Genomic DNA, 23755 nt, shown 5'->3' with positions numbered 1-23755 from the left:
GCATTCGACGTAATCGGGGTATTTCAGTTGATAACCGCCATCAAGGGCGTCCGAGTCCGCAGGGCCGCAGCCGTTGCCGTCACCGCCGGCGCAGTGCTCGCGACCGGAGCCCTCACCGCGGCGCCCGCGCAGGCTGTCGCGACGCCCACGATCGCCGCCAAGACCGGCTTCGTGATGAACAACGCGAACGGCGCGGCGCTCTACAACAAGGGCATGGACACCAAGCTGCCCACCGGCTCCACCACCAAGATCATGACGGCCAACGTCGTGCTGTCGCAGGCGAACCTGAACCTGGACGCCAAGGTCACCATCCAGAAGGCCTACAGCGACTACATCGTCGCGAACACCGCGTCGTCCGCGCGGCTGATCGTCGGTGACAAGGTCACGGTCCGTCAGCTGCTCTACGGGCTGATGCTGCCGTCCGGTTGCGACGCCGCGTACGCCCTGGCCGACAAGTTCGGCACGGGCACCACGAGGGCCGCGCGCGTGAAGAGCTTCATCGCCAAGATGAACAGCAAGGCGACGGCGCTCGGCATGACGAAGACGCACTTCGACTCGTTCGACGGCATCGGCAGCGGAGCCAACTACTCGACCGCCAAGGACCTCACGAAGCTCGCCAGCAACTCGCTGAAGAACGCGAACTTCCGTGCGGTCGTCAAGACCAAGTCCTACACCGCCAAGACGATCACCAAGACCGGCTCGATCCGCACCATGGGCGCGTGGACCAACACCAACACGCTGCTCAGCAGCTACAGCGGCACCATCGGCGTGAAGACGGGCTCCGGCCCGGAGGCGAAGTACTGCCTCGTCTTCGCCGCCACCCGCAACGGCAAGACCGTCGTGGGCACGGTGCTGGCCTCCACCAGCGTGACGGTGCGTGCCGCCGACGCGACCAAGCTGCTGAACTACGGCTTCGCCCGGCTGGGCTGACCTCCGGTCGACCGCTGAGCACACGGAACAGGGCCCGTCGTGATCGTCACGACGGGCCCTGTTCCGTAGAGCGCCGCACCCGGCCCGCACCGGCTATCTGGTGACCGCGAAGTTCCGCAGAACGGCCGCCGTGAGCTCCGGCTCGCCCTCCGCCTTCACCCGGTCGGCCACCGCCTCCGCCGTCACCCGGCCGCAGGCCAGGCGGACGTACGTCTCCCAGTCGAGGGTGAACGTGGCGGCGGGCCCGAGAGCGGGGGCCGTCTCCAGGGTCCCGCGGCCCTGGATGTCCACGCGGATGGTGCGCAGGAACTCGATCGGGCCGTGCACGTCGAAGACGACCGCGGAACTGCGGGGCGCGTCGGCCTTCTCGGCGACGACCGCGGGGAGCTCGGCGAGCAGCGCGTCCCGGGCGATGTGCGCGCCCGGGGAGTCGAGGTTGCCGGGGCGGCCCAGAGCGGCGCGCAGGTCCTGCTCGTGCACCCACACGTTGAACGCGTGCAGCCGCATGGACTCCTCGAGCGTGAGCTCGGTGCCGAGCGGCCCGCGCACCGTCGTCGTGGGCTGGCGCGACTCGTTGCGCAGCTGCCGGTTGCGGCGGATGACGGTGTACTCCAGCTCGGACGTCATCTCGGGGGCCGTGTGGTGGCGGCGGACGTCGACCTGCATCTCCATGTAGCGCTGCAGGTCGTTGGTGACGTGGAAGAGGTCACGGGGCAGGGTGTGGATGGGACGAGGATCGCCGTACATCTCGCAGTCCAGCCCGATGACGTGCGACACGATGTCGCGCACCGACCAGCCCGGGCAGGGCGTCCGGCGGTTCCAGTCAGCCTCCACCAAAGGCTCCACCAGCTCGGATATCGCTTCGATGGAGTGGGTCCAGGCGTCGGCGTAGGGCTGGAGGGTGGGATGCAGACTCACGGAAACGGGACCCCTCGGCGATCGGTACTCGGGTGGGCTGTGGCGGCGTTGCCTGCGGGAGCGGGCGCTGTCGGCGGCGTCTCGAGACTCCCCCCGTTCTCGGCTGCGCTCGAATCGGGGGGACCCCCAAGCTACGCTGCTGTGAGGCACCCCGGCAGTGCTTTCGTGTGACGATCGTAGGCCCTGTGGGCTACTCGAATGCCAGGACGGTGGTAGTGTGCGCGCCTCTCTGATCCAGATCGCCGTAAATGAGGGCGAATCGGTTGAATCGCGGCGGTCGAGGGTCGCCGCGCTGGTGCGGGAACAGGCCGGCGCCGCCGACCTCGTGGTGCTGCCGGAGCTGTGGACGACCGGAGCGTTCGCCTACGAGGAGTTCGGCAGCGAGGCCGAGTCGCTCGACGGGCCGACGGCCGAGGCGATGGCGAAGGCCGCGAGCGACGCGGGCGTCTGGCTGCACGCGGGCTCGATCCCGGAGCGGGCGCCGTCCGGTGGCGCATCCGCCGGTGGCGCATCTGCGGGCAGCGCATCCGCCGGGGGCGGGAGCGCCCTCTACAACACGTCTCTCGTCTTCTCCCCCTCCGGTGACCTGGCCGCCTCCTACCGCAAGATCCACCGCTTCGGCTTCGACAAGGGCGAGGCCGTGCTGATGGACGCGGGCGAGGACCTGGTGACGGTCCGACTCCCCGGCACGACCGTCGGCGTCGCCACCTGCTACGACCTCCGTTTCCCCGAACTGTTCCGCGGTCTCGTCGACGCAGGCGCCGAGACCTTCGTCATCCCCGCGGGCTGGCCGGAGCGCCGCCGGGAGCACTGGACGCTGCTGGCCCGGGCGCGGGCGGTCGAGAACCAGGCGTTCGTGCTCGCGTGTGGAACGGCCGGGACGCATGCCGGAGTTCCGCAGGCGGGTCACTCGATCGTGGTCGATCCGTGGGGCGAGGTCCTCGCCGAGGCGGGATCCGGCGAGGAGGTCGTCACGGTCGACTTCGACCCGGCGAAGGCGGCCGTGACCCGTGAGCAGTTCCCGGCCCTGAAGGACCGGGTGCTCGGGCTGCGGCCCCCACGCCGGTGACCCCTCAGCCGTCCTTCCCGTCCCTGCCCTCCCCGTCCCCGTTCTCTCGGTCCTCCCGCTCCTTGCCCTCCCGCTCCTTGTCGGCGAGGTGGATCACGCATACCGCCACCGCGATCAGCAGCGCCGTGTCGGCGTCCTCGCGCACGATGTCGACGCTGTAGGTCTCCCGCACGTGCAGCAGACGCCGGGAGACCACGGCCAGCAGTTCGCCGTCGTACTCGACCGCGAACTCCCGGTCGAGGATCCTGCCGCTGACGTCGAGTTCGGTGCGGCCGTCCGCCAGGGCCACGCGGTAGTGGTTGCGCAGCAGCGACAGCCGCTTGCGTCTGATCGTGGCCAGCGGCTCGCCGTCCCGTTCGATCACCATGGTGTCCCGCAGGGCGAACATCTTCTGGTGGATGTCGATCAGGACGCGTCCGCGGGTGTCCTTCAGTTCGAAGGTGTCCCGCAGCCGCATCGATTTGCCGTCGACGAGGTAGACCTTGTTGCCTCGGTCGTCCTCGATCCAGTAGTCGTCACCGAAGCCGAGGAGCCGGTCGCGCACGAGGAGTCTCATACGGGTACCGCTTCCCCGGACCGGACGACGTCTCCCGGACGCGCCGGGAATCCACGAGACGTTCGACCCGACTGCCGTACCCGGTGCGCGGGAGGGGCGACGCGACGGTGAGGGCCCGGCAGGACTTCCTGCCGGGCCTCAAGGCTCCCGAGTCCTCACGTCATTCACCCACCCGAAGGCGGTTCACCCGAAGGCGGTGCACCCAAGGCCGATTCACCGGAGGCGATCGACCCGAAGGCGCCGGGCATACCGGGATGCGCATGCTCGGAGCGCCGCCTCCGCCGGTCCGTCAGGCGCCGTAGCCGTCGCTGTATCCGTCGTGGTGACGTCGTTCGGTCTCGACCACCGTGGTCGAGGCGGGCGGCACCATGACCCGGCGGCGCCGGGCGATGCTGCTGAAGGTCGTCACACCGATCAGGCCGACGATCATCAGGATGACGCCGACCAGGTCGAGGTTGACCCCCTGCATGTGCCAGTCGGTCGCAAACGTGAGGATGGCTCCCACGGCGATGAGGATGATGCATCCGCCGAGGCCCATGATGTCGCCTCCCTGTCAGGATCGCCGGTCGGTCCGGCTCCGACATCCGGGTACCCCCGCAGGCAACCGGCATGCGGGGGCGGCCCTTGGCTGCCCGGGGTGCGGCCCGAGAGGCGGCGGACCACCCCGCGGGCCGACGGGCGGCGGGCTATCCCTGGAGGAACGCCGTCAGGGCGTTGGCCAGCAGATACGGGTCGGCATCGCCGCACAACTCCCGCGCGCTGTGCATCGACAGGATGGCCACGCCGATGTCGACCGTGCGGATGCCGTGCCGGGCGGCGGTGATCGGGCCGATGGTCGTGCCGCACGGCATGGAGTTGTTGGAGACGAAGTTCTGGAACGGCACGCCGGCCTTCTCACAGGCTGCGGCGAAGATCGCCCGGCCCGAACCGTCCGTCGCGTAGCGGTTGTTGACGTTGACCTTGAGGATCGGTCCGCCGTTGACCCGCGGGTGGTGCGTGGGGTCGTGCCGCTCCGCGTAGTTGGGGTGGACGGCGTGCCCGGTGTCGGAGGACAGGCAGACGGTGCCCGCGAAGGCTCTCGCCCGGTCCTCGTACGATCCGCCGCGCGCGAAGACCGAACGTTCCAGCACGCTGCCCAGCAGCGGTCCGTCCGCGCCGGTGTCCGACTGCGAACCGTTCTCCTCGTGGTCGAAGGCGGCCAGCACCGGGATGTGGGGAAGCTCTTCGCCGCCGGTCGCCACGGCCGCCAGCGCCGCCGTCCCGGCGTGCACGGACAGCAGGTTGTCCATGCGCGGGCCGGCCACCAACTCCTGGTCGCGGCCCAGGTAGGCGGGCGGCTCCACGGAGTGGACCATCAGGTCCCAGCCGGTGACCTGGCCCGCGGCCAGCCCGGCCTCCTGTTCCAGGAACGCGATGAGATCGCCGTCGCGCAGGTCGCCGCCCAGACCCCAGACCGGCTGGAGGTGGCGCTGCTTGTCGAGCTTGAGGCCGTCGGTGTTGACCGACCGGTCCAGGTGGATGGCGAGCTGGGGGACGCGCAGCAGGGGACGGCCCACGTCCACCAGGCGCGTCGTGCCGTCGCGCAGGGTCAGCCGTCCCGCCAGGCCCAGGTCGCGGTCGAGCCAGGAGTTGAGCAGCGGGCCGCCGTAGATCTCCACGGCCACCTGGCGCCAGCCGTGCGCGCCGGTGTCGGGCTGCGGCTTGACGCGCAGGTTCGGGGAGTCGGTGTGCGCGCCGATGATCCGGAACGGCGTGTGCGGCGTGGTGCCCTCGGGCACGTGCCAGGCCACGATCGCGCCCCCGCGCAGCAGGTACTTGCCGCCGTTCGTCCCGTCCCAGGCGTCCGTCTCCGAGACCTGCCGGAAACCGGCCTTCTCCAGCCGCTCAGCGGCCGTCGCCACGGCGTGGTACGGCGACGGGCTCGCCGTCAGGAACGTCATGAGATCGTCGGTGTGGCCGCGGTCGAAGCGGGAGGGTTCGCTCATGGGGTTCACCTTAACGACGTACGAAAGCCCGCTCCCGGCGGCGGGAGCGGGCCCTCGTGTGGACAGTGTGGAGTGCTGAGCGGGAGTGCTGAGCGGGAGCGCTCGGCCGGAGCGCTCCGCCGTCGTCCGGGTGGTCCGGCTGGTCCGGACAGTCCGTCGAGTCCTAGAACGCGGCCTCGTCCAGCTCCATCAGGTCGAGCTCGACAGTCTCGGCGACCTTGCGGGCCAGGGTGACGCCGGGCAGGACGTTGGCCGCGAAGAACTTCGCCGCCGCGATCTTGCCGGTGTAGAACGCCCGGTCCTTCGCGGAGGCCGTCTCCAGCTTCTCGGCGGCGATCGCCGCGCCCTTGAGGAGCAGGTAGCCGACGATCACGTCACCGGAGGCGAGCAGCAGGCGCGTGGTGTTCAGGCCCACCTTGTAGATGTTCCTGACGTCCTGCTCGGTGGCGGCGAGGTCGGTCAGCATCAGGCCGACGATGGCCTCCAGCTCGACGGCGGCCTTGGCCAGGTGCTCGCGGGCGCCCGCCAGGTCCTCGCCGCCGGTGCCGAGCGCCAGGAACTTCTTGATGTCCTCGGCGAGCGAGTTCAGCGCGGCGCCCTGGTTGCGGACGATCTTCCGGAAGAAGAAGTCCTGGCCCTGGATCGCGGTGGTGCCCTCGTAGAGGGTGTCGATCTTGGCGTCGCGGATGTACTGCTCGATCGGGTACTCCTGCAGGAAGCCGGAGCCGCCGAAGGTCTGCAGCGACTGGGCGAGCTGCTCGTAGCCCTTCTCGGAGCCGTAGCCCTTCACGATCGGCAGGAGCAGGTCGTTGAGGGCGTGCTCGGTGCTGGAGTCCTCGCCGTCGGCCTCCTTGACCGCGATCGCGTCCTGGATCGAGGCCGTGTAGAGGACGAGGGCGCGCATGCCCTCCGCGTACGCCTTCTGCGTGATCAGCGAGCGGCGCACGTCGGGGTGGTGGGTGATGGTGACCTTGGGCGCGGCCTTGTCCATGAAGTTCGCCAGGTCGGGACCCTGGACGCGCTCCCTGGCGTACTCCAGCGCGTTGAGGTAGCCGGTGGAGAGGGTGGAGATCGCCTTCGTGCCGACCATCATGCGGGCGAACTCGATGATGCGGAACATCTGGCGGATGCCGTCGTGCTTGTCGCCGACCAGCCAGCCCTTGGCGGGGTGCCGGTCGCCGAACGTCATCTCGCACGTGTTGGAGGCCTTCAGGCCCATCTTGTGCTCGACGTTCGTGGCGTAGACGCCGTTGCGCTCGCCCAGCTCGCCGGTCTCGAAGTCGAAGAGCGTCTTCGGGACCATGAACAGGGACAGGCCCTTGGTGCCCGGTCCGGCGCCCTCGGGGCGGGCCAGCACGTAGTGGAGGATGTTCTCCGACATGTCGTGCTCGCCGGACGTGATGAAGCGCTTGACGCCCTCGATGTGCCAGGAGCCGTCCTCCTGCCGGACCGCCTTCGTGCGGCCGGCACCGACGTCCGAGCCGGCGTCCGGCTCGGTGAGGACCATCGTGGAGCCCCACTGCCTGTCGACGGCGATCTGCGCGATCTTCTTCTGGACGTCGTTGCCCTCGTCGAAGAGGATGCCGGCGAAGGCCGGGCCGGAGGAGTACATCCACACGGCCGGGTTCGCGCCGAGGATCAGCTCCGCGTACGCCCAGATCAGCGACGGCGGGGCGGTGGTGCCGCCGATCTCCTCGGGCAGGCCGAGGCGCCAGTACTCGGAGTCCATGAAGGCCTGGTAGCTCTTCTTGAACGAGGCGGGCACCGGAGCGGTGTTCGTCTCCGGGTCGAAGACCGGCGGGTTGCGGTCGGCGTCCGAGAAGGACTCCGCCAGCTCGTTCTCCGAGAGGCGGGTCAGCTCCCCCAGGATGCTCTTCGCGGTCTCGGTGTCCATCTCGCCGAACGGGCCGGAGCCGTACAGCTTGTCGCGCCCGAGTACTTCGAAGAGGTTGAACTCGATGTCGCGGAGATTCGACTTGTAGTGCCCCATGGTGACGGCTCCCGGCTCCCTAGAGAGATCGGCGAGGCACTGGATCCTCGCGCTAGTTCACGTACCAACAAGTAGCTACGATGATGCTACCCGTCGGTAATAAGTCGCAACCCCCACTCGGCCAAGTGTGAGAAGGCTCTAGTCGGCGCGACGGCGGCGACGGCGGGCGATTCCTGGCGGCGGCCGGATGATTCCCCTGCGGCTCACCGACCCGCTCGTCTCGGTACGCTTGCGCCCATGTACGGATACGGCCAGCCCATGGACGGGGCCGCACAGCAGCAGTACGCCCCGCCGCAGCAGCAGATGCCCGGCGGCCACGGCGGCTACGGCCAGCAGCCGCCGCTCTATCCGGAGCCGTCCCCGCCGTCCCTCGCGGACGCGGTGCGGGCCTTCACCACCGGTCAGTTGGCCGCCGAGGACTTCCAGCAGGTCTTCGCGACCTCCAAGGTCTACTGCCCGCGCGGCGACAACCCCGGTTTCCTCGCCCTGCACAACACCCAGCAGCCGGTGATCCCGATGTTCACCAGCCTCAAGGAGCTGCGCCGGTACGCGGGCAAGGAGTCCAAGTACTTCGTGATCACCGGGGCCGAGGTGATCGACCTGCTGCCCACCGGGTACGGCTTCGTCCTCGACATGGAGGGCGAGCACCGGATGGTCTTCGACGCGAAGGCCGTGGAGCAGATGGTCGAGTTCGCGATGCGCCGGATGTACGGCTGAGCGTTTCCGCAGGTCCTGTCCCGCCCGGTCGGCGGAGTGCCCGGAGGGAATGCCCTCCGGGCTTTCGCTGTTACGGGTGGCAGAAAGTTCAACGCTCAACTAAACTGGGACGCACGTCGCCCAAGGAGGTACGATCGACGGGATCTTCGACCACCAGGACAGCCAGGGCGGCGGCGGCACCATCACCAACGGCGACACCCAGTGGATGACGGCCGGTTCGGGCCTGCTCCACATCGAGGCGCCGCCGGAGTCGCTGGTCATGTCCGGCGGTCTCTTCCACGGCCTCCAGCTGTGGGTGAACCTCCCGGCCAAGGACAAGATGATGGCCCCGCGCTACCAGGACATCCGCGGCGGACACGTGCAGCTCCTGACCACCCCGGACGGCGGCGCGCTCCTGCGTGTCATCGCGGGCGAGCTGGACGGACACGCCGGCCCGGGAATCACGCACACCCCCATCACCATGGTCCACGCGACCCTCGCACCGGGTGCGGAACTCACTCTTCCGTGGCGTGAGGACTTCAACGGCCTCGCCTACGTCCTGGCGGGCCGCGGTTCGGTCGGCACCGAGCGCCGCCCGATCCACCTGGGCCAGACCGCCGTCTTCGGCGCGGGATCCTCGCTGACCGTCCGCGCGGACGAGAAGCAGGACTCCCACACGCCCGACCTGGAGGTCGTCCTCCTCGGCGGGCAGCCGATCCGCGAGCCGATGGCCCACTACGGTCCGTTCGTCATGAACACCCGCGACGAGCTCCAGCAGGCCTTCGACGACTTCCAGAAGGGGCGCCTGGGCACGATCCCGGCGGTCCACGGAATGGCGGAAGGCGGCCCGCAGGCCGGCTGAGTTCCGGTACCTTGCGAGAAGGCCCGAAGCCGCAACGTTGGATTGCGACTTCGGGCCCTTTCCGTTCCGCGGGGCCTGCTACGGCAGCACGTAGACCGACGCTCCGTCCGCGGTGCAGCCCGTCTGACGCACGCAGCCCCGCTTGAGCAGCATGCGCAGACAGTCGTGGACGCGCTCGTGCGAGAGGCCCGTGCGGGTGGCGATCTCCTCCACGCGGTAGCGGGCCTCGCCGCGCGTCAACGCCGGGGCGAGGAGCGCGGCGACCGCGTGCACGTCCTCGGTGACGACGAGGTTCTTCGACTTCCAGGTGGCGAGGAGCTCGCGGGGCGTCGGCTTCGACGTGTCCACGGCGGGGGGCCTCAGGGACCCGGCGATGTCCCGCAGCACGCCGGCCATCATCCGCTGGTTGTCGAGGATCTGCCCGAGGACGTCGTTCGTCCGCGCGGCTCGTTCTTCGAGACGGACGATGGCCTCGACGACCTGCGTCGGCATGACGTACGCGGTGCCGCCGGCAGGGGCGGGCTGCACGGGGGCCGGCTCCAGGGAGTAGGAGCCCTCCTGCTGGATGGTCGCGACGACCTCCGAGACCCAGAGCTTGAAGGGCTGTGACTCCGGCTTGGTGGAGCCGTTCACCAGCTGGACGAGACCGCGGAGATTCACCATCCTCATGGACTTCTTGAGCCCGTGACCTGCAATGTTGCACAAAGCGTCGGCCGTACCGACGCTTCGTGCAAGATCGTCGAGAGATGTTGTGTGCTGGTGTGCGACCCGGAGACGCAACGCGTCCCGCGTGTTCGCATAACCGAGTGCTGTGGCCACGTCCACGGCCGGGAACCAGTGGATCCCGTCCGCTGTCGTCAGCCTCCGTACCCGCGCCCCCGTCGCCGCGAAGACGAAGTCGTTGACGTCGATCGCGTCCCGCCGTGCCGCCGACTGAGGCGGCGGCGTGTTGTTCTGCTCGTGCATCGAGCATCACCTCCGCCTCGGACGCTAGGCATATGCCCCACCACCGCGTGGGCGCGTTGCGGAGGTTCATCCTTACAGGGGAGTTTGAGGCATCGATTCTTCGGTTTTGCCCGGCTCTTGGGGCTCGCAGAACTCGAACCAGATGCTCTTGCCCTCGCCCCGGGGCGCCACGCCCCAGGTGTGGGCGAGGAGTTCGATGAGGACGAGGCCGCGGCCCGAGGAGGCCAGTTCGCCGGGGCGGCGCTTGTGCGGGAGGGCGTCGCTGGTGTCGGTGACCTCGACGCGCAGCCGGCGTTCGCCGGGCGTGCCGGTGACCTCGGCGACGAGCAGCGCGTCGGCGTCGGTGTGGACGAGGACGTTGGTGAGGGTCTCGGAGACCAGCAGGACCGCGGAGTCGACCTGGTCGGCACAGGTCCAGTCGTGCAGCAGTTCGCGCACCTGCTGCCGGGCTACGGCGATCCGCTCCGGTTCGGCCTGCGCGACCGTCAGCATCGAACGGCGCACGAGCCGCCGCGCGGGCAGGAGGGCGCCCTCCTGCCCGCAGCCGCCCTCGCCCTGCCGGCACAGCAGCAGGAGGGCTATGTCGTCCTCGCGACGGTCCGCGAGGGGGCCCGTGGTGTGGTGCGAGGAGGGCCCGTGCACCGCCTGGACCAGGGCGTCGGCCAGTTCCTCCAGGTCGCCCTCGTGCGCCTCCAGGGTCTTGCGGACGCGCTGCCAGCCGGTTTCGAGGTCGTGGCCCCCGGTCTCCAACAGGCCGTCGGTGCACAGCATCAGCGTTTCGCCGGGCTCCAGGACGAGCCGGGTGGTGGGGTAGTCGGCGTCCGGGTCGATGCCCAGGGGCAGGCCGCCCGCGGTGGCCCTGACCAGCACTGTTCCGTCCGACATCCGGACCGCCGGGTCCAGATGGCCGGCCCTCGCGGCTTCCAGGACGCCGGTCGCCGGGTCGACCTCGACGTAGAGACAGGTGGCGAAGCGCAGGTCGGCGCCTCCGTTCGCGTCGGTGAGACCGTGCAGGAAGCCGGAGGCGCGGGAGAGGACGGCGTCGGGGCGGTGTCCCTCGGCGGCGTACGCCCGAAGCGCGATGCGCAGTTGGCCCATGAGGCCAGCCGCGCGGACGTCATGGCCCTGGACGTCGCCGATGACCAGGGCGAACCGGCCGCCGTCGCGCTTCGCCCGGGACGCGCCCCCGGGCAGCGGGATCATGTCGTACCAGTCACCGCCGACCTGGAGGCCGCCGCCGGTCGGTATGTAGCGGGCGGCGAGCGTCAAGCCCGGTATCTCGGGACCCAGGGTGGGCAGCATGGAGCGTTGCAGACCGTCGGTCAGCTCGCGCTGGTTCTCCGCCGCGCTCGCGCGGGTCAGCGCCTGGGCGAGCATCCTCGCGACGGTCGTGAGCACGGACCGCTCGTCGGGGGTGAAGGCCACCGGATACGTGAAGGCCGCCATCCACGCGCCCATTGTGCGGCCGGCGACGGTCAGCGGCAGGAAGGCCCACGAGTGACGGCGGAAGGGCTCGGCCAGGGGCCAGGTGAGCGGGTAGCGCTCCTTGTACCGCTCGGGCGAGGACAGATAGACGGCCCGCCCCGTGCGCACGACCTCGGCGGCCGGATAGTCGGTCTGGAGGGACATCTGAGTGAAGGGGACTTCGTCGCCAGGCTGCTGTCCGTGGTGGCCGATGATCGTCAGCCGGTCGCCCGTGACGCCGAAGACGGCCAGTCCGTCCGGTGAGAAGCCCGGCATCGACAGGGCCGCGGCGACCCGCAGCACCTCCGCCGTGGAGCGCGCCTCGGCCAGCGCCCGGCCCGCGTCCAGCAGGAACGCCTCACGCGAGCGCCGCCAGTCGCCGGTGACGGCGGTCCGTCCGGCGGCGGTGCCCGGAGTCGGCTCGGTGACCTCCTGGAGGGTGCCGATCAGCTCGTACGCCTTCCTCGCCGGATCGAACGACGGCTTCGAGCGACTGCGGACGACCCGGACGACCCGCCCCTGTTCGTCCATGATCCGGATCCGCACCTCGGCGAGGGTGCCCTCGGCGACGGCGAGCTGCACCACGCCGGTGATCTCGTTCCAGTCGACGGGGTGCAGACGGGCCCGGGTCTGGGCCTCCGTGAGGACCGTCTCCTCGGCGGGCAGACCGAGCAGCCGGGCCGCCTCGGCGTCGACCGTGACCAGCCCGGTGGCGGTGTCCCAGTGCCACACGCCGGTCGCGAGAGAGACCAGGACCTCCCCCACGGCGGGCAGCGGCTCGCCAGTGCGCATTGCCCCACTTTAAGAAGAGGGGAACGAAGAGTGCCACTGCTCACCGGCATCGCTGCCACCCGGTAATGGTGGGAGGCGATCACCACGTGCCCGGTACGCTGGGGTTGTTTCACGTGAAACACCATGAAACCCAGACCCCGATCCGCGAAGACTGGATGAACGACGATGCATCGGTACAGGTCCCACACCTGCGGCGAGCTCCGCGCCTCTGACGTCGGCAGCGACGTCCGGCTGAGCGGCTGGCTGCACAATCGGCGCGACCTGGGCGGCATCCTCTTCATCGATCTGCGCGACCACTACGGCATCACGCAGCTCGTGGCCCGGCCGGGCACGCCCGCGTACGAGGCCCTGGACAAGCTGACCAAGGAGTCGACGGTCCGCGTCGACGGCAAGGTCGTCTCGCGCGGCGCGGAGAACGTCAACGCGGATCTGCCGACCGGCGAGGTCGAGGTCGAGGTCGGAGAGGTCGAGCTGCTGGGCGCGGCCGCCCCGCTGCCCTTCACGATCAACGCCGAGGACGGGGTCAACGAGGAGCGGCGCCTGGAGTACCGCTTCCTGGACCTGCGCCGTGAGCGCATGCACCGCAACATCATGCTGCGTACGTCGGTCATCTCGGCGATGCGGCACAAGATGACGGCGCTGGGCTTCAACGAGATGGCGACGCCGATCCTGTCGGCGACCTCCCCCGAGGGCGCCCGCGACTTCGTCGTCCCGTCCCGGCTGCACGCGGGCAGGTTCTACGCGCTGCCGCAGGCCCCGCAGCAGTTCAAGCAGCTGCTGATGATCTCGGGCTTCGACCGTTACTTCCAGATCGCCCCCTGTTTCCGTGACGAGGACGCCCGTGCGGACCGTTCGCCGGGCGAGTTCTACCAGCTCGACGTCGAGATGAGCTTCGTCGAGCAGGAGGACGTCTTCCAGCCGATCGAGAAGCTCATGACCGAGCTGTTCGAGGAGTTCGGCGGCGGCCGCCATGTCACCTCGCCGTTCCCGCGGATCCCGTTCCGCGAGTCGATGCTGAAGTACGGCTCCGACAAGCCGGACCTGCGGGCTCAGCTCGAACTCGTCGACATCACCGACGTCTTCGAGGGCTCGGAGTTCAAGGCGTTCGCGGGCAAGCACGTGCGGGCGCTGCCGGTGCCGGACGTCTCCGCTCAGCCCCGGAAGTTCTTCGACCAGCTCGGCGACTTCGCCGTCTCGCAGGGCGCGAAGGGGCTGGCCTGGGTCCGCGTCGCCGAGGACGGCTCGCTGACCGGCCCGATCGCCAAGTTCCTGACCGAGGCGAACGTGGCCGAGCTGACCAAGCGCCTGTCCCTGGCCGCCGGCCACGCGGTGTTCTTCGGCGCGGGCGAGTTCGACGAGGTCTCGAAGATCATGGGTGCGGTGCGGGTCGAGGCCGCCAAGCGCGCCGGGCACTTCGAGGAGGGCGTCTTCCGCTTCTGCTGGATCGTCGACTTCCCGATGTACGAGAAGGACGAGGACACCGGCAAGATCGACTTCTCGCACAACCCGTTCTCCATGCCGCAGGGCGGCCTGGAGGCCCTGGAGACCCAGGACCCGCTGGACATCCTCGGCTGGCAGTACGACATCGTCTGCAACGGCGTCGAGCTGTCCTCCGGCGCGATCCGCAACCACGAGCCCGAGATCATGCTCAAGGCGTTCGAGATCGCCGGTTACGACCGCGAGACCGTCGAGGAGAAGTTCGCCGGCATGCTGCGCGCGTTCCGCTTCGGCGCCCCGCCGCACGGTGGCATCGCCCCCGGAGTCGACCGCATCGTCATGCTGCTGGCCGACGAGCCGAACATCCGCGAGACCATTGCCTTCCCGCTCAACGGCAACGCCCAGGACCTGATGATGGGCGCGCCGACGGAGCTGGAGGAGGCCCGGCTCAGGGAGCTGCACCTGTCGGTGCGCAAGCCGCAGCCGAAGTAGCCGGCGAGCGCCCGGCGGGGCGGCAGGAGCGCGGAAACACGGGGTGGCCCGGAACCGACGTCGGTTCCGGGCCGCTTTCGTTCTCCCGCTGCGCCGGGTCATCACCGAGGACCGGGAGGGCATCCCGCTCCTCCTTGCCCGGAAGGTGATCGGCTCCGGCGCCTGCGGACCGATCCGGAACGCGTCCGGCGACGGCGGTGGCTACGGCGGCGACGGCGGGGCCGAGGTGGGGCAGAAGCGGGGGCGGAGGCGTTCCGGCCCGCTCAGGCGTCCGGTGACGTCCCCTCCTCCAGCAGACGTTCCGCGATATCCGTCGACCACGACTGGGCCCACGTCCGCAGGGCGGAGATGTCGGGCTCGGCGAGGCCGTACTGCGTGAACGCCGAGTCCGGATAGTGGTCCGTGCCCTCCAGCCGCGCCTGCAGCGCGGGCAGGTCGAAGTCGTCGCGGGCGTGCCGGCGGGCCGCTTCCTCCAGGCCGGAGTAGGTGAAGAGGGCGTTCGCCGCGCGCGCGTCGATCATGTCGACCGCCAGTCCGCGGTCGTACAGCGCCCGGATCTTCGTGCCCACCGCGTCCTGAGGCGAGAGGGCCGGACCGTAGGGGGTCAGGACGGGCCGGCTCCAGAAGGTCTCCTTGTGCAGAGCCAGTCGCAGAACGGCGCCGGTCTCGCGGTCCCGCACGGACAGGTGCGCGGACAGCGGGTCCAGGTCCTGCGGCGTCGCCTCGTGGCGGCCCAGGGAAGTCAGCGCGGAGGCCAGCGTCTGCGCCAGCAGGGGCATCGGCTCCGCGCTCTCCGTCGCGAGGTCCACGTTGTCGTGGGGACGTCGCAGCAGCCCGTGCGCCTGCAGCGCGTAGCCGCCGGCCAGCACCCAGGAGGCCGTGGGGGCGGGCATGCCGAAGATCTCGGCGCAGAGGCGGAGGTGGGGTCGAAGAAGGTCCACCGAGTAGTCGTAGCAGGTCCGGCCGGTACGCGGGGCCGGCACACGCGGCGCGTTCGCGGCGTGGCTGCCGGGGCCGCCGGGGTGGCTGAGGCGGCTGAGGTCCGGAGCGGCCGCACTTGAAGCGGCCGCCGTCGGGAGCGGCCACCGTCGCGGGCCGCCGCGATGCCGAGGGGGCGGGGGACGGGCGGGCGTCGTGGACGGTAGCGGCCCCCCCGCCCGGCTCGGGACCGCCTCGCCTACCTCGCGACGAACTGCGTGAGGATCGCCTGCACCTCGTGGATGTCGACGCCCTTGGTGAACGTCTTCTGGATCGGCGCCGGCGTGCCCGAGACCCAGATCCGAGCAGCAGCCGGTGGTCGGTGAACAGGAGGGTGTCGCGGATCAGCCAGGAACGCGGCGTGCACCTGCTCGCCCTGACCCAGCAGACGCGCGTGGTCCTGCTGGGCCTGCCCGTTGTCGGAAGACGGTGCGGGAATCGTGAAGGCGTCCGAACGCGCGCGGGCGGTGCCGCAGAAAAAGATTCTCCTCGCGCGGCAACTCTTCCCGCGGCGGCGACCACTGACGGGTGGTAAGCACGCTCCTCCCGTAAGGATTCCCCGTGCCGGCTCCCGCCCACCGCTGGTCCCTCCGCTCACGCCGCGTCCTCGTGGTCACCGCCGCCGCCGTGGCCGCGGGCACCGGCGCGGGCGTCGTCGTGGTGAACGCCGGGGCCGGGACCGTCGGCCTGTGCCACCGGACGCTCGCCGCGAAGGACGGCCGGGCCTTCTCCGGCACGGGCACGACCGGTGGCGCCAGGGCGGATGCCGCGCACACCGACCACGACAAGACGACGCTGAAGACGACCGTCAACGGGACGCCGACCCTGACGACGGGCCTGGAGACCTCGGCGAAGAACCTGCCGACGACCCTGGCGACGACCCTGGCGACGACGACGGGCGCGGGCGTCCTGAAGTAACACCGAGACTCGCGAGGGCCGGGTGACCACGAGCCCCCGGCCCTCGCGACCACCTGTCAGGCATGCCCCCCGCAAGGCGGCACACAGGGCGCATGACCTTGTTCTCCGGGGCCGGCAGCCAGGGGAAGTGGTAGACCAGCGGCTCCACCACGTACGGATCCCGCAGCACCACACCGAGCTCGATGTTGTCGGACAGGGCGCGTTCGGTGAGGTCGGCACTTCCCCCGCAGGGCGGTGTGCCGGTCGGGGCGGCGGGCGATCTCGACGTCCCTGGCCCAGGCGAGTCTCTCTGCGTGATCGCAGACAGGCGTCGCTGCTCAGGGTGCCGTCGAGTACCTGTGACCTGATCCACCGGACAGGTCCTGACCGCCTTGATCGGCGTCCCTCTGCCGACCGGCCGGCACGGCTGGGGCGTCACGCGCCGACCCGAGGGCCAAGGCCCTGCGGTGACGGCGCAGGTGTGGACGAACACCTCGTCCTGCGAGAGGGGCAGCACGAAGGAGAGGTTCGCGCCGATCGGGAACACCTCCGGCGACCCGGCGACCCGGCGGCCGGTCTCGACCAGCTCCGCCTCGTCGTAGGCGTCGATCAGGGTGATCAGATGCGAGTTCGGCACCGCGACCGCCGTGGCATGGCGCGACGTGTGGAACGCGTCCGTGGCTACTCGTCTGCGACAACGTCCTCGGCTGTGGGAGCCGTGACGGATCGGGCGAGCCAGCGGCCGAGGGTTTCCGGGTCGTTGCAGTCCGTGATGCGTTCACGGATGTGCTCAGGCACGTCGATACCCCGTTGTTCCAGGACGAGCAGCAGAGCTTCGGCGCGGCCCTGCGCGCGGCCCTGCGCGCGGCCCTCGTCCCGGATCTCTTCCGAGATGTACGACTTGTAGAAGGAGAGGTCCACGGCCACCAGTTTCCTCCAGATCTGCTTGGCCGGGCGCTTGCCCAGACCCTGTGCGGTGAACTCGATGATGGGGTCGGCGATGTCCTCGGGGACACCCCGCAGAGCGGTGGACAGGGTTTTCAGTATGGCACCGATGTCCGGATCGGCAGCGTGTGTGATCGCGGACAGAGCGGCCAGCGCGAGGTCCGCGCGGGCCTCGTCCGGATCGGTGATCACGGGCATGTTGTGCGGGCCCACGACGAGGGGCTTCAGGGTGAGCGTGGGCAACTGGGGCGGACCGCTGGCTACCGGTTGCTGAGCCCACGCCGCTGTCGCGTGGTCCTGGCACACGACCATGAGCGCCGTGGGGATCCGGTACTTCGTCCACACGTAGGAGGTGTAGTAAGCCCAGCTGGCGGGCTTGGAGGGATCCTTCCTCCCCTGCGCCTCGATGGCCAGGATGAAGGGGCCGTGCTCCGGGTTGTCCAGACGGAAGAGCGTGTCCACGCGGCGTTCGACGGGGCTGGTCTCGGTGAGATCGGTGGGCAGAACGGTGATCTTGACGGGGGCGGGGAGTCCGAGCCCGAGGATGCGCGAGACGCGACCGAAGAGTTCGAGATCGTGTTGGAAGATCCGGTGCATCGCCTCATGCGGGGAGCTGACCATGGTGGGGTTCGGGCCTCTCGTCAGGTTGTACGCGGGCTGCGGTACGGCGGGGAGGGCGCGGCGGGCGGGTCTCTGCTGTCGGGCCGCCGCTGCTCGGCGGGCCGGGGGTTCGGGTGCCTCGGCCGGTGCGCTGCCGTGTCGGCCGGGCTGGTTGCAGGAGACCGTGCGGGTGACGATGCGGCCGCTCTCGGTGCGTTCGCGGGGGCGGGCGCAGGTAGCCGTGGGTCTCCAGCTCGCGCAGGGCGGCGGCGGTACGGGTCGGGCCCTCCGGGAAGCGGGCGGCGAGGGTCTTGATGTCGACGCGCGCGCCGGCGGGGAGGGACTGGATGTGCACGGCCAGCCCGATGGCGAGTCCTGAGAGGTCGGGGTGCTGCGCGAGGTGGTTGCCGATCAACCGTGAAGCGGGTGGTGTGGCGGGTGCTGTCATGGATGACGCCGCCGGAGTGCCCGTCCGTGGAGGCGTGACGGGGCGGGTGGTTTTTCCCGCCGATACGGGACTGGGAGTGCGGGTGCGCGCTAGGGTTTTGGGTGTCCATCGGGAAGGGCCTAACTTCCTTGGTGGTCAGGCCCTCGCCTCGGGATTGCAGTCCCGGCGGGGGCCGTCGCATGTCTGGGGGGGGGCGTGTGCTGTCGCGCTGAGCGTAGGGCAGGCAACCGGTGCCGAATCCAGCTGAGTTGGTGATGTTCACTCGCGAGAGTGAGCATGCGCCGTGGGCGGGAGGGGTGGGGCTTGGTGAGGTTTCTTTCCCTCTCGTGTTTCTTGGAGGAGGGCGTCCGAGCCACCGGATCACACGTATCTGAACTCCGGTGAGAGGTCGAGTTCGGCCCACACGGTCTTGCGGGGGTCGGGGCCGAGTTCGACGCCCCAGTGGTCGGCGAGGGCCTCGACGAGAAGGAGCCCGCGCCCGGAGTCGGCGTCGGGGGTGGGTGGTCGGCGGTGCGGGAGATCGTCACCGCGTGTGTCGGTCACCTCGATGCGGAGGGTCGCGTCGCGGGTCAGGAGGACGAGGCGGAAGTCCCGTCCGGGGAGCCGGCCGTGGGTGGCCGCGTTTGCCGCGAGCTCGGCGACGAGGTGTTCGGCGGCCTCGGCGACGCGGTGGGGCAGGTCCCGGTCGCGCATCCAGTCCGTGGCGAGCAGCCGGGCGAGGCGGGCGCCACGGGGCGTGGGTGACAGGAACACGCTGAAATGGTCTGCGGGCGAGGGGAGTTGGGTGGACTTTTCGCTGTTCACGTGACCGAGCGTGGCCTTACACGCTTACCGTGAACAGTGACAGCGCTGATACGTAGGGTGACTGTCCGGAGCTTGTCGGCCGTTGTCCGGACCGTCGGAACCGGGCCTGCGGGTAACGGCGTTACGCCACGGCAGTACGACAGAGGGGTGCGGTATGTCGGTGGACGGCGAGGCGGTACGGCTCCGGACCGAGGCGGACGAGCCGGGGTGGGAGGTGGACCCGGACGACGAGTGGGGCGTGGCCGTACTCGCCACGGTGGGCAGGCAGTTGAAGCTGCGGCGGGAAGCGGTGGGGATGCGGGCCGCCGACTTCGCGGTGGCGGTCGGGTACGGCGAGGACCTGGTCTACAAGGTCGAGGGCGGCAAGCGGATCCCCCGGCAGGAGTACCTGGACAAGGCCGACGACGTGCTGGGCGCGGGCGGACTGGTCGCGGCGGCCTGGGAGGACGTGAAGAAGGTCCGGTATCCGAAGAGAGTCCGGGAGCTTGGGAAGCTGGAGGCCCAGGCGGTTGAAGTGGGGCTGTACAGCAACCACAACATCCATGGCTTGTTGCAGACGGAGGAGCACATGCGCGCGCTCTTCCACGTGTGGCTGCCCGGCTACTCGGATGAAGAGACGGAGCGCATGGTGGCCGCACGGATGGCCCGGCATTCGATCTTCGAGCGGTCACCAGGACCGGCGCTCAGCTTTGTCCAGGAAGAGGTGACGCTCCGCCGTCCGGTCGGGGGCAGAATGGTTTGGCGTCGGCAGCTCGAGCGGCTGCTGGAGCTGGGCCAGTTGCGGAACGTCTCGATCCAGGTGATGCCGACCGACTGCGACGAACACTTCGGCACGGGTGGGCTGATCGAGGTGCTCAAGTTTCCGGACGGCACTGCGGTGGGGCGCTCCGAGGGAGCGTTCAGCGGGCGCCCGGTGTCTGACCCGAAGCAGCTCAGAATCCTTGAACTGCGCTATGGCATGATCCGGGCCCAGGCCCTCACGATCCGAGAGTCCCGGGCCTTCATCGAGCAGATGCTTGGAGAGACATGATCCGCACGTCAACCACCCGGGAGACCACCGAACTGGCGTGGTTCAAGAGCAGCTACAGCAGCAGCGGGGACGGCAACGACTGCATCGAGATCGCCACTTCCCTCTGCACGGTGCATGTCCGCGACTCCAAGAACATAGGCGGCCCTCAGCTTGCGCTCGCGCCGGAGGCGTGGACGGACTTCGTGACTTTCGCGTCGGGATGCTGATCCCGTAACCGCCGTCGCCCCGGGGTGTTCCCGACCGCGCGGCAACGCTCACGGCACCACGCGGATCGGCTCGCGAGAGCCGGTCACGTGTCGTATGTGCCGTCCCACGGGGCGGCGAAGGCGAGGCGGTCCGGGTAGAGCTCCGCCCAGGTCTCGGGGGCGCCGTCCTCGTCCTTGTCCTCGCGGATCACCAGGCCGAAGAGCACGCCCTCGTAGGTGATGCGGAAAGGGCGGACGGCGATGTCCGTGTAGGAGCGGCGGGGCAGGCTGCGCAGGAGCGTGGCCAGACGGACGCGGGCGCGGGTGAGGACCGAGTCGTCGCCGTGCGGGTCGCGCTGCTGCTCGGCCCAGGTGCCGGCGCACCAGATGTCCGAGTCACGGTAGTGGCCGTCCGCGTCGAAGGTGTGCAGCACGGTGTAGAGGCGTTTGTGCTCTTCCCAGCCGTCGTCGAGACGGAAGCCCTGGGGGAAGGCGTACGTGACCGACGCGAGGAACTGGCCTTCCGCGTACCGGCCGATGGACTCGGTGCGGTGCCTCGGCTCATAGGCGATCGGGATGACCTCGGGGACTGCCATGGCGGAAACCATACGGCTCAGCGGGAACATGCCGAAGCGGGGGGAAGCCGTCCGCCTTTTCCTCTACATCTTCTCCTTTTCGGCTTCCCCCTCAGAGGAGTGACGGACGCGTGCGGAGGGACGCGGAACATCCCTCCGCACGCGCCGTGCGTCATGCGTCGGCGCCGCCGAAGCGCTCCTTGTACGCCGCCAGGTCCTCGTCCGTGAGCTTGGCGAACAGGACCGGCGGGACGGTGAAGGGGGTGCCGGCCGGGACGGAGGCCAGGGCGCGGGCCTCGTCGGCCGTGACCCAGGCCGCCGTGTCGTCGGCCAGGGAGAACGCCTCCCGCATGACCTTCGCCGTCGCCGGGATGAAGGGCTCGGAGACCACCGCGTAGAGGTGGATCAGGTTCATCGCCGTGCGCAGGGTGAGGGCCGCGCCGTCCTTGTCGGTCTTGATCTCCAGCCAGGGGGCCTTCTCCTCCAGGTAGGAGTTGCCCGCGGACCACAGGGCGCGCAGGGCGGCGGCCGCCTTGCGGAACTGCAGGGCCTCCATCTGCGACTCGTACTCGGCGAGCAGTCCGGCGATCTGCTCACCGAGCTTCGCCTCCGCCTCGCCGGGCGCGCTGCCCGCCGGGACCTCCTCGCCGAAGCGCTTCTTGGAGAAGGACAGGACGCGGTTGACGAAGTTGCCCAGGGTGTCGGCGAGGTCCTTGTTCACCGTGGCCGTGAAGTGCTCCCAGGTGAAGGAGGAGTCGTCCGACTCGGGGGCGTTGGCGATGAGGAAGTAGCGCCAGTAGTCCGCCGGGAGGATGTCGAGCGCCTGGTCCGTGAAGACGCCGCGCTTCTGGCTCGTGGAGAACTTGCCGCCGTAGTACGTCAGCCAGTTGAAGGCCTTGACGTAGTCGACCTTCTTCCACGGCTCGCGCACGCCCAGCTCCGTGGCGGGGAACATCACCGTGTGGAACGGGACGTTGTCCTTGGCCATGAACTCCGTGTACCGGACGGGGTTCTCGCCCGTGTCCGCCTCGTACCACCACGACTTCCAGTCGCGGTTCTCCGGGTCGAGGTCGGACCACTCCTTCGTCGCGCCGATGTACTCGATCGGGGCGTCGAACCAGACGTAGAAGACCTTGCCCTCGGCGGCCAGCTCCGGCCAGGTGTCGGCCGGAACCGGGACGCCCCAGTCCAGGTCGCGGGTGATGGCGCGGTCGTGCAGGCCCTCGGTGAGCCACTTGCGAGCGATGGAGGAGGCCAGCTGCGGCCAGTCCGCCTCGTGGCGGGACACCCACTCCTCGACCTCGTGCTGCAGCTTCGACTGGAGGAGGAACAGGTGCTTGGTCTCGCGGACCTCCAGGTCCGTGGAGCCCGAGATCGCCGAGCGCGGGTCGATCAGGTCCGTCGGGTCCAGGACGCGGGTGCAGTTCTCGCACTGGTCGCCGCGGGCCTTGTCGTAGCCGCAGTGGGGGCAGGTGCCCTCGACGTAGCGGTCCGGCAGGAAGCGTCCGTCGGCCGGGCTGTACACCTGGCGGATCGCCCGCTCCTCGATGAAGCCGTTCTCGTTCAGGCGACGGGCGAAGTGCTGGGTGATCTCGACGTTCTGCGGGGAGGAGCTCCGGCCGAAGTAGTCGAAGGCCAGCGCGAAACCGTCGTAGACGGCCTTCTGCGCGTCGTGCGCCTGCGCGCAGAACTCGGCGACCGGGACGCCCAGCTCCTTCGCGGCCAGCTCGGCGGGGGTGCCGTGCTCGTCCGTCGCGCAGATGTAGAGCACGTCGTGGCCGCGCAGGCGCAGGTAGCGGGAGTACACGTCCGCCGGGAGCATGGACCCCACCATGTTGCCCAGGTGCTTGATTCCGTTGATGTACGGAAGGGCGCTGGTGATGAGGTGTCGAGCCATCGGAGGCTGCTCCCAGGTCGGTCGTGCGGGGCGGTCGTTCTACGAGCCGTGAAAGGGAAATCGTAGCCGACATGGGTGGGCCGCCCGCCTCCCGTTTTACAGGGTGGGAGGCGGGCGGCCCGGGGGGTGTCGCCCGGCGTCGGCGGAGGTTACGGCCGCCAGACGGCCAGTACGCCCTCGTAGAGCTCGGCGTCCGTGAGCTCACGCGGGGTCGGGCCCGCGTGGAAGAAGGACGTGTTGGGGGTCTTGAGCTTGCGGAGGTAGTCGAAGGCCTTGTTGTCGTGCTCGCCGAAGGCCACGAAGGAGAAGAAGACGCCGGGGTGGCTCTTCGCCGCGTCGGTGAGGGCCTGGGTGGCCGGGGTCTTCGCGTCCGGTGCGCCGTCCGTCTGGAAGACGACCAGGGCGGGGACGTCCGGGGCGGCCTTCTTCTCGTGGTGTCCGACGACGGCTTCGACCGCGGCGTGGTAGCTGGTGCGGCCCATGCGGCCGAGGCCGGCGTGCAGCTCGTCGATCTTGTTCTCGTGGTCGGTGAGGGTCAGCTCGCCGGTGCCGTCCAGCTCTGTGGAGAAGAAGACGACGTGGACCGTGGCCTCGGGGTCGAGGTGGGCCGCGAGAGCGAGGGTCTGCTCGGCGAGGGCCTGGGCGGAGCCGTCCTTGTAGTACGGGCGCATGCTCGCGGAGCGGTCCAGCACGAGGTAGACGTCGGCACGGGCGCCGGTGAGGCCGGTGTTCTCGAGGGCGGCGGCGGCTGCCTGGTAGGCGGTGGTGAGGCCGGCGAGTGCCTGGGCCGGCGGCTGGGCGGGGGCCTTGGCCTGAACCGGGGCTTGGGCGGGGGCCGGGACGGGGGTCTGCGTCTCGGCTTCGCTCTCGGCGGAGTCGTCCTCGGCCTTGCCGTCCGCACTGTAGGCATCGTCGGCAACGTCCGCACTGTCCGCACCGTCCGTGCGGCTCTCGGCGGCGGCCTCGGGCGCCTCCTGCGGGGCGTCCTCGCCGTCGGCGGCCGCGGGCTCTTCCGCGTCAGCGGCGGGTGCGGCTTCGGGTGCGGCTTCGGGCACCGGTTCGGGCTGGGGCTCGGTGGGGGTTGCCGTCTCGGGCTCGGGCTCGGTCTCTGCCTCCGGAGCGGGCTCGGGCTCGGTCTCCGCCTCCGGAGCGGGCTCGGGCTCGGTCTCCGCCTCCGGAGCGGGCTCGGGCTCGGTCTCCGCCTCCGGAGCGGGCTCGGGCTCGGTCTCCGCCTCCGGA

At 70.0% G+C, this 23755-nt stretch carries 21 protein-coding genes and 2 pseudogenes; 8 read left to right on the top strand and 15 right to left on the bottom strand.

Annotated elements, in window-relative coordinates; genetic code table 11:
* Positions 1-27: 27 nt before the first annotated feature.
* Positions 28-930 carry a D-alanyl-D-alanine carboxypeptidase family protein gene (locus IE239_RS05570; RefSeq protein WP_190148128.1) on the top strand — a complete coding sequence of 301 codons (903 nt, stop codon included), beginning with the start codon at positions 28-30 and terminating at the stop codon, positions 928-930.
* 93 nt (positions 931-1023) lie between these two features.
* Here IE239_RS05570 and IE239_RS05565 read toward each other — a convergent pair whose 3' ends face one another.
* Positions 1024-1848, bottom strand: coding sequence for a maleylpyruvate isomerase family mycothiol-dependent enzyme (locus tag IE239_RS05565; protein ID WP_190148127.1), 825 nt, complete (start codon positions 1846-1848; stop codon positions 1024-1026).
* 217 nt (positions 1849-2065) lie between these two features.
* Here IE239_RS05565 and IE239_RS05560 point away from each other — a divergent pair, with 217 nt between their 5' ends.
* Entirely contained in the window at positions 2066-2917 is an 852-nt protein-coding gene (locus IE239_RS05560) for a carbon-nitrogen family hydrolase (RefSeq protein WP_190148126.1), read from the top strand.
* Positions 2918-2921: 4 nt separating this feature from the next.
* On the opposite strand, the gene IE239_RS05555 is transcribed toward IE239_RS05560, so the two are convergent.
* From IE239_RS05555 to IE239_RS05540, 4 genes are all read right to left on the bottom strand, one after another.
* The gene (locus tag IE239_RS05555; protein ID WP_190148125.1) at positions 2922-3473 is read right to left on the bottom strand and encodes an LURP-one-related/scramblase family protein; all 552 of its coding nucleotides are present in this window, start codon (positions 3471-3473) and stop codon (positions 2922-2924) included.
* A gap of 289 nt (positions 3474-3762) precedes the next feature.
* A complete protein-coding gene (locus IE239_RS05550; RefSeq protein ID WP_109004640.1) occupies positions 3763-4011 on the bottom strand; it encodes a DUF6458 family protein in 249 nt (82 codons plus the stop codon).
* 148 nt (positions 4012-4159) lie between these two features.
* Complete coding sequence (locus tag IE239_RS05545) at positions 4160-5458, bottom strand: M18 family aminopeptidase (protein ID WP_190148124.1); 1299 nt, start codon at positions 5456-5458, stop codon at positions 4160-4162.
* Positions 5459-5621: 163 nt separating this feature from the next.
* Positions 5622-7448, bottom strand: a complete 1827-nt coding sequence (locus tag IE239_RS05540) for an acyl-CoA dehydrogenase (protein ID WP_190148123.1) — start codon at positions 7446-7448, stop codon at positions 5622-5624.
* A gap of 237 nt (positions 7449-7685) precedes the next feature.
* Here IE239_RS05540 and IE239_RS05535 point away from each other — a divergent pair, with 237 nt between their 5' ends.
* Positions 7686-8165, top strand: a complete 480-nt coding sequence (locus tag IE239_RS05535; RefSeq protein WP_109004643.1) for an SseB family protein — start codon at positions 7686-7688, stop codon at positions 8163-8165.
* Between the two features lie 133 nt (positions 8166-8298).
* Positions 8299-9006 (top strand): annotated as a pseudogene (locus IE239_RS05530) (pirin family protein); the annotation flags it as partial.
* Positions 9007-9084: 78 nt separating this feature from the next.
* On the opposite strand, the gene IE239_RS05525 reads toward IE239_RS05530, so the two are convergent.
* Positions 9085-9972 (bottom strand): BRO-N domain-containing protein, encoded by an 888-nt coding sequence (locus IE239_RS05525; RefSeq protein WP_190148122.1) that lies wholly within the window; start codon positions 9970-9972, stop codon positions 9085-9087.
* Positions 9973-10044: 72 nt separating this feature from the next.
* The gene (locus tag IE239_RS05520) at positions 10045-12228 is read right to left on the bottom strand and encodes an ATP-binding SpoIIE family protein phosphatase (RefSeq protein WP_190148121.1); all 2184 of its coding nucleotides are present in this window, start codon (positions 12226-12228) and stop codon (positions 10045-10047) included.
* A 165-nt stretch (positions 12229-12393) separates the two neighbouring features.
* On the opposite strand from IE239_RS05520, the gene aspS reads away from it, so the two are divergent.
* Positions 12394-14157 (top strand): aspartate--tRNA ligase, encoded by a 1764-nt coding sequence (gene aspS, locus IE239_RS05515; RefSeq protein WP_190148120.1) that lies wholly within the window; start codon positions 12394-12396, stop codon positions 14155-14157.
* A 263-nt stretch (positions 14158-14420) separates the two neighbouring features.
* On the opposite strand, the gene IE239_RS05510 is transcribed toward aspS, so the two are convergent.
* Together IE239_RS05510 and IE239_RS05505 are read right to left on the bottom strand one after the other, a co-directional pair.
* On the bottom strand, positions 14421-15098 hold the full coding sequence (locus IE239_RS05510; protein ID WP_190148119.1) for a hypothetical protein: 678 nt from the start codon (positions 15096-15098) through the stop codon (positions 14421-14423).
* 236 nt (positions 15099-15334) lie between these two features.
* Positions 15335-15574: pseudogene (locus IE239_RS05505) on the bottom strand (PH domain-containing protein).
* A gap of 122 nt (positions 15575-15696) precedes the next feature.
* Between IE239_RS05505 and IE239_RS43095 the strand changes: the two are divergent.
* A complete protein-coding gene (locus IE239_RS43095) occupies positions 15697-16053 on the top strand; it encodes a hypothetical protein (RefSeq protein ID WP_308435382.1) in 357 nt (118 codons plus the stop codon).
* Between the two features lie 660 nt (positions 16054-16713).
* Here IE239_RS43095 and IE239_RS05495 read toward each other — a convergent pair.
* The 3 genes from IE239_RS05495 to IE239_RS05485 form a co-directional block, all read right to left on the bottom strand.
* Positions 16714-17598 (bottom strand): RpnC/YadD family protein, encoded by an 885-nt coding sequence (locus tag IE239_RS05495; protein WP_190148312.1) that lies wholly within the window; start codon positions 17596-17598, stop codon positions 16714-16716.
* Entirely contained in the window at positions 17579-18025 is a 447-nt protein-coding gene (locus tag IE239_RS05490; protein ID WP_373308057.1) for a hypothetical protein, read from the bottom strand. The genes IE239_RS05495 and IE239_RS05490 overlap by 20 nt, the downstream gene beginning before the upstream one ends.
* 360 nt (positions 18026-18385) lie before the next feature.
* Positions 18386-18829 (bottom strand): ATP-binding protein, encoded by a 444-nt coding sequence (locus IE239_RS05485; RefSeq protein ID WP_190148118.1) that lies wholly within the window; start codon positions 18827-18829, stop codon positions 18386-18388.
* A gap of 154 nt (positions 18830-18983) precedes the next feature.
* Here IE239_RS05485 and IE239_RS05480 point away from each other — a divergent pair, with 154 nt between their 5' ends.
* Positions 18984-19859: a helix-turn-helix domain-containing protein gene (locus tag IE239_RS05480; protein WP_190148117.1), complete on the top strand. Its 876-nt coding sequence runs from the start codon at positions 18984-18986 to the stop codon at positions 19857-19859.
* On the top strand, positions 19856-20065 hold the full coding sequence (locus tag IE239_RS05475) for a DUF397 domain-containing protein (RefSeq protein WP_190148116.1): 210 nt from the start codon (positions 19856-19858) through the stop codon (positions 20063-20065). The genes IE239_RS05480 and IE239_RS05475 overlap by 4 nt, the downstream gene beginning before the upstream one ends.
* 83 nt (positions 20066-20148) lie before the next feature.
* On the opposite strand, the gene IE239_RS05470 is transcribed toward IE239_RS05475, so the two are convergent.
* The 3 genes from IE239_RS05470 to IE239_RS41815 all read right to left on the bottom strand — a co-directional run.
* A complete protein-coding gene (locus IE239_RS05470; RefSeq protein ID WP_190148115.1) occupies positions 20149-20640 on the bottom strand; it encodes a hypothetical protein in 492 nt (163 codons plus the stop codon).
* 151 nt (positions 20641-20791) lie between these two features.
* Positions 20792-22516: a methionine--tRNA ligase gene (gene metG / locus IE239_RS05465; protein WP_190148114.1), complete on the bottom strand. Its 1725-nt coding sequence runs from the start codon at positions 22514-22516 to the stop codon at positions 20792-20794.
* Between the two features lie 149 nt (positions 22517-22665).
* Positions 22666-23755, bottom strand: a 1090-nt coding sequence (locus IE239_RS41815) for a VWA domain-containing protein (protein WP_229877823.1), incomplete at its 5' end; no start/stop codon positions are given.

Source organism: Streptomyces humidus (assembly GCF_014649655.1).
Lineage (GTDB): Bacteria > Actinomycetota > Actinomycetes > Streptomycetales > Streptomycetaceae > Streptomyces > Streptomyces humidus.
This window is presented reverse-complemented; position numbering and strand designations above follow the sequence as displayed.